At 39.6% G+C, this 7751-nt stretch carries 5 protein-coding genes; 3 read left to right on the forward strand and 2 right to left on the reverse strand.

What is annotated here, in order from left to right:
- Positions 1–399 precede the first annotated feature (399 nt).
- Both hemH and L652_RS0116960 read right to left on the reverse strand, forming a co-directional pair.
- Positions 400–1419, reverse strand: a complete 1020-nt coding sequence (hemH, locus tag L652_RS0116955) for a ferrochelatase (protein ID WP_024597461.1) — start codon at positions 1417–1419, stop codon at positions 400–402.
- Positions 1420–1493: 74 nt separating this feature from the next.
- Positions 1494–2822, reverse strand: a complete 1329-nt coding sequence (locus tag L652_RS0116960) for an HD domain-containing phosphohydrolase (RefSeq protein ID WP_024597460.1) — start codon at positions 2820–2822, stop codon at positions 1494–1496.
- A gap of 224 nt (positions 2823–3046) precedes the next feature.
- Between L652_RS0116960 and L652_RS0116965 the strand changes: the two genes are divergently transcribed.
- From L652_RS0116965 to L652_RS0116975, 3 genes are all read left to right on the forward strand, one after another.
- A complete protein-coding gene (locus L652_RS0116965; protein WP_024597459.1) occupies positions 3047–4000 on the forward strand; it encodes a HAMP domain-containing sensor histidine kinase in 954 nt (317 codons plus the stop codon).
- 254 nt (positions 4001–4254) lie between these two features.
- Positions 4255–6795: a TonB-dependent receptor gene (locus tag L652_RS0116970; protein ID WP_024597458.1), complete on the forward strand. Its 2541-nt coding sequence runs from the start codon at positions 4255–4257 to the stop codon at positions 6793–6795.
- Positions 6796–7000: 205 nt separating this feature from the next.
- Positions 7001–7201, forward strand: coding sequence for a ribosome alternative rescue factor ArfA (locus tag L652_RS0116975; protein WP_024597457.1), 201 nt, complete (start codon positions 7001–7003; stop codon positions 7199–7201).
- The last annotated feature ends 550 nt before the right edge of the window (positions 7202–7751 follow it).

Here is a 7751-nt window from a genome sequence, read left to right on the forward strand (position 1 = left end):
TACTCTAAAAGCGCAGCGCCTCTTAACCTCTTTGTGAATAATTAGCTCTTTAAAAGCTTTTATTTGCACAATGAGAAGTAAAAATGGGGTAAATGAGAAAAGCCAAAACCAGTGTTTTTATGTTTTATCACTACTCTAAAAGCGCAGCGCCTCTTAACCTCTTTGTGAATAATTAGCCCTTTAAAAGCTTTTATTTGCACAATGAGAAGTAAAAGAGAAGTAAATGAGAAAAGCCAAAACCAGTATTTTTATGTTTTATCACCCACTCTAAAAGCGCTGCGCCTCTTAACCTCTTTGTGAATTAATTAACTAAATATTTTAAAAGCATTAAAAACAAAAAAGCGGTGTTAATTTTAACACCGCTTAATGCGTAATATATTTAGCTTTAGTAAGCTTGGGTTACAACATAGGTTTTATAACATCAAACACAGCTTCTATATGGTCGTCTCTGTCGTTTAGTGCCGCTATGTAACGGTATTTTTCGCCGCCTGCGTTTTCGAATATTTCACGGTTTTCACCTTCTAGCTCTTCAAGTGTTTCTAGGCAGTCGGCGCTAAAAGCAGGACTTATAATAGCTACATCGGTAATACCTTCATCAGGTAAGGCTGCAAGAGTTGCGTCGGTATAAGGCTTTAACCACTCTGCTTTACCAAATCGACTTTGAAAAGTACTAATTACTTTGTCTTTATCAAGGCCTAGTTTTTCGACAACTAAACGCGTGGTTTGTAAACATAGGCAATGGTACGGATCGCCGCGATCTAAAAACAATTTAGGCATACCGTGATACGAAAAAACAATTTTTTGTGGCATACCATTCGCTTCTAAATCCTCACTAATACTATTAGCAAGCGACTCAATATAACGGGTGTTTTTATGATAGCCATTAATAAAATGCAGCTCTGGCACCCAGCGCCATTTACGCAGTACGCTCGATACAGCATCAAACGTAGAACCCGTAGTTGGGCTAGAATATTGCGGGTACATTGGTAAAATAATTATACGCGTTAAGCCTTTATCACGAAGCTCTTCAAGGCCTGCCTCTATTGAAGGGTTGCCATAACGCATTGCCATTACGACTTCAGTATTGGTATAACCTTGCTCTTTTAATAAGGTATTTAACTTTACACTTTGCTGGCGAGTAATGTGGGTCAGTGGTGAGCCGTTTTCGGTCCATATACTCTCGTATAATTTAGCCGAACGTTTAGGGCGTACGCGTAAAATAATGCCATGTAAAATTATCATCCATACTAAGCGTGGTATTTCTACAATGCGTGGATCTGATAAAAATTCGCGTAAATATGTACGAAGCGCAGCCGCTGTTGGTGCATCAGGGCTGCCTAGGTTAGTTAGCAGTATTCCCGTTTTTTGGTTAAAACGCCCATCATGGGGGTTGTCAGTAACCGCAGAAAATCGCGACACAGAGTGCTCCTTCAAGCAAATTCAATAATCTATTTTATGCACATTGTAACGAAAAAAACTGCGGTTTAGATCAATCATTTAGCAGTTTTCACCATTATTCTGAACGGAGTTGGTTTTTTCGATTCTAGCTGTTGGAGTTTTTCTATCGATTTACTGCCAAATACATGACCTTTGGGCAGCAACATTATGCCCGTATGGCTGTGTAGAGCATGGCCTAGTACCATTTGATCTTTGAGTTCATGGGCGTTACAAATTAGCACTGATCCTGCTGAACTTTTTTGTTCGTGTAGTTTTGCATGGCTTGCTTCAAGTGCACGTACAATTTTAGGATGATAAAACGATCCACTATAAAGTTTTACACTTTCGAGTGCGTCATCGTGGCGCTGCTTTTCATCACTTGCATTGCTCTGCTCAAACGCATCCCAATAGTCGCGCGCTAAACCTAGCACCATAGCGCCTATTGGTATGTCGTTTCCGGCAAGGCCTTTGGGCATTCCGTTTCCGTTAAAGCGCTCAAACTGATAATAAATAGCATCCGACAAGTCATGTAAATGTATTGCTGGCATTAACATTAATTGTGCAGTACTTGGGTGAGTATAAAAGGTTTTGCGTTGTTGCTCGTTTAAGCGGTTAACTGGTTTTTTATAAAGATCAGGATCCATAGCAAGCAAGCCTATTTGCGCCAAGTAACCAGCCATAGGGGCAAGATCAATGCTTTTTTGCGACAAGTTTAAGTAAAGTGCTATTTGTGTGCAGGTATTAGCAATATTTTGTGCTTTGTTGCCATCTAGGTAAGGGTTTGCGTTAACAAAATTATATAGCAGCTCTACGGTCGATTTATGCTCTTGTTTTTCGCGCTCGTTGGCGTCTTCAAGCTTTTTTAAAACCTGTTTGATTTGTAAGGTGCGTTTTTCTACCCGTTGTTCAAGCGAATTATTAAGCTCTAGCAACTCTTGGTTTTGCGCTTTAACTTGTGCCTCTAATTTTTGATTTTGTTTTTTTAGTGCAAATTTTTCTAGGCTATCTCTAATGCTACGAAGTAATAAATCGTTTTGCCAAGGCTTTTGAATATAACCATTTATTTGGCCCTGATTAACAGCCGCTAAGGTGGTTTGTATGTCGGCGTAACCGGTTAATAAAATGCGTTGGGTGTCGGGTGCCAGCGCACGCGCTTTTTCTAAAAACTCGGCACCGTTCATTACCGGCATACGCATATCGCTAATAATTAAACCAAACTCATGATTTTTAAAAAGTGTTAATGCGTTTTGCGGATTATCGCAAACAATAACCGTTAAGCCATTTACTTCAAGTAGTCGTGTTAACGTACGTAGTACTATTTCATCATCATCAATGCAAAGTACATCAACCTGATTTATTGGTGTGCTTGGTGTTACTTGAGTCATTGAGTCGCCTTTAAATTACTTCTGGTTAAATAATAGCTTAAAAAAATATTCTATGGTGTGTTTGTGACTACCTTTTATATTAAGTGGTATTTATATAATGGAGTTATTAGCAATAAGTGGATAATTACTCATGCATAAAATTAGGACTTGGCTGCACTAAAGTTGCAAATTTGCATACAGACGACTAAACGTTAAGTATAAAGTTATCTATATGGATGAAAGGAATGAATGGATCAGATGGTAATTTTGAACGTGCTTTTTTAAACGAACAAAAGCTGCGCTTAGCTGCAGAGCAATTACTCAAAGATAAAAGTAGCGTTTTAGTTGCCATAAATAATGAACTACAAAAAAAAGTAGCCGACTTAGAACACCAACAAATGCTGTTTGTGCAAACAGAAAAAATGGCAACCTTAGGTACACTGAGCGCAGGCGTTGCCCACGAAATAAATACCCCACTTGCCTATGCAATGAGTAACGTAGAGAGCCTACAAAACGCAAGCCCTTTACTGGTAGCGCTGCTGAAACTTAACGAACAATATTTAAATAACGAAATTAAAGAGAGCCGTTTTAAACACGAAATCGACATACTCAATTTACAGTATCCGTACGCGTGGATTTATAACAATTTGCAGGGGCAAATTAACGACAGCGTTGAAGGACTTAAACGAATAAAACAAATAGTGCATGACTTATTAAACTTTGCCCACCCCACCTCTTCTCAAGATAAACAATTAGCCGACGTAACAACGGGTGCTAATAATGCTTTAAGATTATTAAGTAGCAAACTTAAATTATGCGAAATAAAAACGCGGTTTGAACCCCTACCACTCATTTGGTGCAATTTATCGTCAATTAATCAGATTTTTGTAAATCTTTTAATGAATGCTTGGCAAGCTTGCGAGTTAGACTTAGAAAAAGGCTGCATTATTGAAGTCAATATTTTTGAACTCAACACAAATATTTGTATTGAAATAAAAGATAACGGTTGTGGCATGAATGAAGACACAATAGCGCATATGTTTGACCCTTTTTACACAACAAAAGAAGTCGGAAAAGGCACCGGTATGGGTATGACACTTGTATACGCTATGGTGAGCGATCACGGTGGAAAAGTAGAAGTTAACAGTATATTAGGCACAGGTACGACCATTCGCTGCCTATTACCTTTAAAAGTGTAAAATAACGAACAAAACCACATTGTAAATAAAGTGTTAAACATTCTGTTTTTTGATGTTTAATCCCTTCTTAGCACGTATTTTAACCAATTTGATGTGGTTTTTTCTTATCTTGAAGTTTATTTGCATACTTAGACCAAATATTTAGTTTTTTTCATTTCTTTTTGTTTGCATATGTTGCTAGGATGTTTGCAACAGGTTGTGAGCATCATAACCACACACATATTATTAAGAATACAAAAAACAGGGTCGTCACTATGTCAACATACCGTTTAAACACACTTGCTGTAGCCGTTGCTTTCGCGTTTAGCGCACCAAGCATTGTTAACGCTGAAGAAGCACCAGTGCAAGCTGCTAAAAACATAGAGCAAATATCTGTATTAGGATCGCGTGTATCTAACCGTACCTCTACAGAGTCTTCTTCTCCTATTGATTTAATTGACGCGGATGATTTAACTAAAGGTGGTTTTACCGAATTAGGCCAAAGCCTTCAAGCGACAGCGCCTTCATTTAACTTTTCGCGTACACAAGTATCAGACGGTTCTGATTTATTTAGACCTGCAACACTTCGTGGCTTACAACCAGATCAAACCCTTGTATTAGTAAATGGTAAACGTCGTCATAACCAATCAATTTTTGGCCTTAACGGTACAGTAGGCGCAGGCGCTGCGGGTACTGATATGAATGCCATTCCGCTAACAGCACTTAAAGGCGTTGAAGTATTACGCGACGGCGCTGCAGCGCAGTATGGCTCTGATGCTATTGCAGGTGTTATTAACTTATCTCTTAATAACTCAACCGGTATTACAACGGGTTTTGTACAATACGGCGGCACAAGTGAAGGTGACGGCGACACTATTTCAGCAGGTTTAAACCGTGGTTTTGAATTAGGTAACGAAGGCGGCTTTATTAACCTATCGCTTGAGTACCGTGATGCCGACGGCACTAACCGTGCAGAGCGCGATACGGGGGGTTCGCTTAATGTTGAACCAGGTACGCTAAGTGAAGATGTACGCTGGGGCCAAGGTAACTCAGAAAGTGAATTTACGTCGTTATTTTACAACATGGCATTACCAATGGGCGACGGCGAGCTTTACTCGTTTGGTGGCTACTCTGAGCGCACGGCGCTGGGTAATGGTTTTTACCGTAATTTTAACGAAGCCTCTAAAAACGTAACCCAAGTATATAGTGATGGTTTTTTACCGCGCATATATAACGAAGCACAAGATATTTCAGTAGCGCTTGGTTTTAAAGGCGATATAAACACAGATTGGACTTACGATGTATCGGCTGTTTATGGTGAAAACCAATACGATTTTACATCACGCAATACATTAAATGCTTCTTACGCGGCTGAGTATTTATTTAATAACCCAGATGCAAGCGATGCCGACATTGCAGCAAACTCAGGGCCTACTGGCGGTTACTCAGGTGGTTTTAGATTCGATCAAACAACGGTTAACCTTGATGTAAACGGTATTGTAGATATTGGCCGTAGTGAGCCTTTATATGTAACAGTAGGCGCCGAATACCGTAAAGAAAACTACGAAATAGTGCCTGGCGATGAAGCATCATACGCGTGTGGGTTAGCAAATATGGATACCTCGTACCCATCAGTAAACGATCCGGATCAATTTGCACAGTGTGGTTTTCAAGCTTATAACGGCCTTCGCCCTGAAGCGGCTAACGATAGCGACCGTAACAGCTACGCAGTTTATGTAGACGTAGAAACTATGATCACCGACGCATGGAACGTAAGTGGTGCACTACGCTATGAAGATTTCTCAGATGCTGGGGATGATTTAATTGGTAAATTAGCAACACGTTATGAATTTTCAGATGACTTTGCAGTACGTGGTGCACTGTCTACTGGTTTTAGAGCGCCATCACTTCAACAAAGTGGTTATACAGCCTTTACAACTAACTTAGGCTCAGACGGCACATTAACGCAGTCGTTCACGGCAAACACAGGGACCGCTTTCCCAAGTGCGTTAGGCGTAGATAGCTTAGAGCTTGAAACATCAACAAACTACAGTGCTGGTTTTGTTTACGATGTAACAAGCGAGCTTTCGTTAACGGTTGATTTTTACCGTGTAGAAATTGAAGACCGTATTACACTTGGCAGCTTACTTTCGGCTGACGATGTATCGTTTAGCTCAGAAGCGGTTGCAGCGCTACAAGCAACTGGTGCAGTGCAAGCTAACTACTTCTCAAACTCGGTTGATTCTACTACGCAAGGTGTTGATATTATTGCATCGTACCGCACTGAAGTTGAAGGCGGTAATTTAGGAGTAACCTTTGCAGGTAACCTAAACGATACTAAAATTGACAGCGTAAACGCAGAAGACGGTATTCCTGAAGCGGTTGCTTTTGATGATTTACAACGCAGCTTTTTTACCGACGGACAACCGAGCGAACGTGCAACGCTTACGTTTGACTACGAACGCGATGCCTACACATCAACCATTCGCTTTAACTACTTTGGCGAAACAGACGTAAAATACTTTGGTAACGACCATATTTCATTACCTGGTGAGCTTTCGCCTACGGGGTCATTTAAACCAACAAGTACGGTTGAATCTGCTGTGTTAGTTGATTTAAATGTTAGCTACCAAATTAACGACATGTTTGCGCTTTCGGTGGGTGCCGATAATGTATTTGACGAAACACCAGATGAATTAGGTGATGACGAAGTACTTAATTTTATCACCAACGGCGCATTTAAATATCCAGTACGCGCATTGCCATACGGCTTTGACGGCAGAACGTACTACGCAAAAGTAAGCTTTAGTTTTTAATTTATCAAGCAAACTAAAGTAATATTAAGCGCAGTTATTAACTGCGCTTTTTTATGCTTTTTTATTATTAAAAAACTACCAAATGGATGTTAAAAATACTTGCGCGGTTGAAAATTAAGCCTACAATCTCCATCTCTTAAAATAGGCCAATATAAAAGCCTCTTTATTATTTAACTTAAAATAACCATTAGTTTATAGGAAATATATGACTAAAAAATCTAAAACAAAAACCGCAAATACCAGCGCGGTAGACACCGGCCGAGGCGTTATAAACCACAATGCACTAGCGGCAATGGTCACCTCTAGATTATTTAAACCACAAGTGGTTAAAGCTAAAAAAGGCAAAGGTTCATTTAAACGCAACAACAAGCATTCAGGACAAGAGTCCTATTTAATCGCGGCTTAAATAGCACCGATCAAATAGGGCTTTTGAATATAGTAAGCGAGGTTTTATACCTCGCTTTTACTTTTAGTTCTTTATTATTTTAACTTCCAAGCTGTCCTCTAAAAGCGCAGCGCCTCTAAACCTCTTTGTGAATAACAGCCCTTAAAATATGAATGCACAAAGAGAAGAAAAAGAGGAGTAAATGAGCAGACAAAGTCCACTTTTTTAAGCTATATGATATTTCACCATCGAGGCGCTGTGCGTTACACAAAGAAAACACGAGTAATGTTAGTCACTGCTCCTTGTTTTCTCCTTCACTCCTCGGTGGTGATTAAGTTACTTGTTTACTAATGCATCCAACTAAATGTAAAAGCGGTGCTTTTAAACGCCAGCAAGCTGCGCGTCTTGTATCTCTCATTGATAAATGATTAGCTATCATTTATCACATCGAAGTCAGTGAGCTTGCCTTCGCGTCTAGTATTTAATACTGCTCCGTAGATAAAGCCCTGACTTTCTATTCTCACAAACTGAATGGTATCCAAGCACGCTTTTATTTAAGTAGATGCTGTAT

The sequence above is a fragment of the Pseudoalteromonas sp. TB25 genome (genome assembly GCF_000497995.1).
Taxonomy (GTDB): Bacteria; Pseudomonadota; Gammaproteobacteria; order Enterobacterales; family Alteromonadaceae; genus Pseudoalteromonas; species Pseudoalteromonas distincta.

Bases quoted from the DNA above. Each gene is read 5' to 3' on its own strand.
- L652_RS0116965 (WP_024597459.1), top strand. From the start codon at position 3,047: ATGAATGGATCAGATGGTAATTTTGAACGTGCTTTTTTAAACGAACAA.
- L652_RS0116960 (WP_024597460.1), bottom strand. From the start codon at position 2,822: ATGACTCAAGTAACACCAAGCACACCAATAAATCAGGTTGATGTACTT.
- L652_RS0116975 (WP_024597457.1), top strand. From the start codon at position 7,001: ATGACTAAAAAATCTAAAACAAAAACCGCAAATACCAGCGCGGTAGAC.
- L652_RS0116970 (WP_024597458.1), top strand. From the start codon at position 4,255: ATGTCAACATACCGTTTAAACACACTTGCTGTAGCCGTTGCTTTCGCG.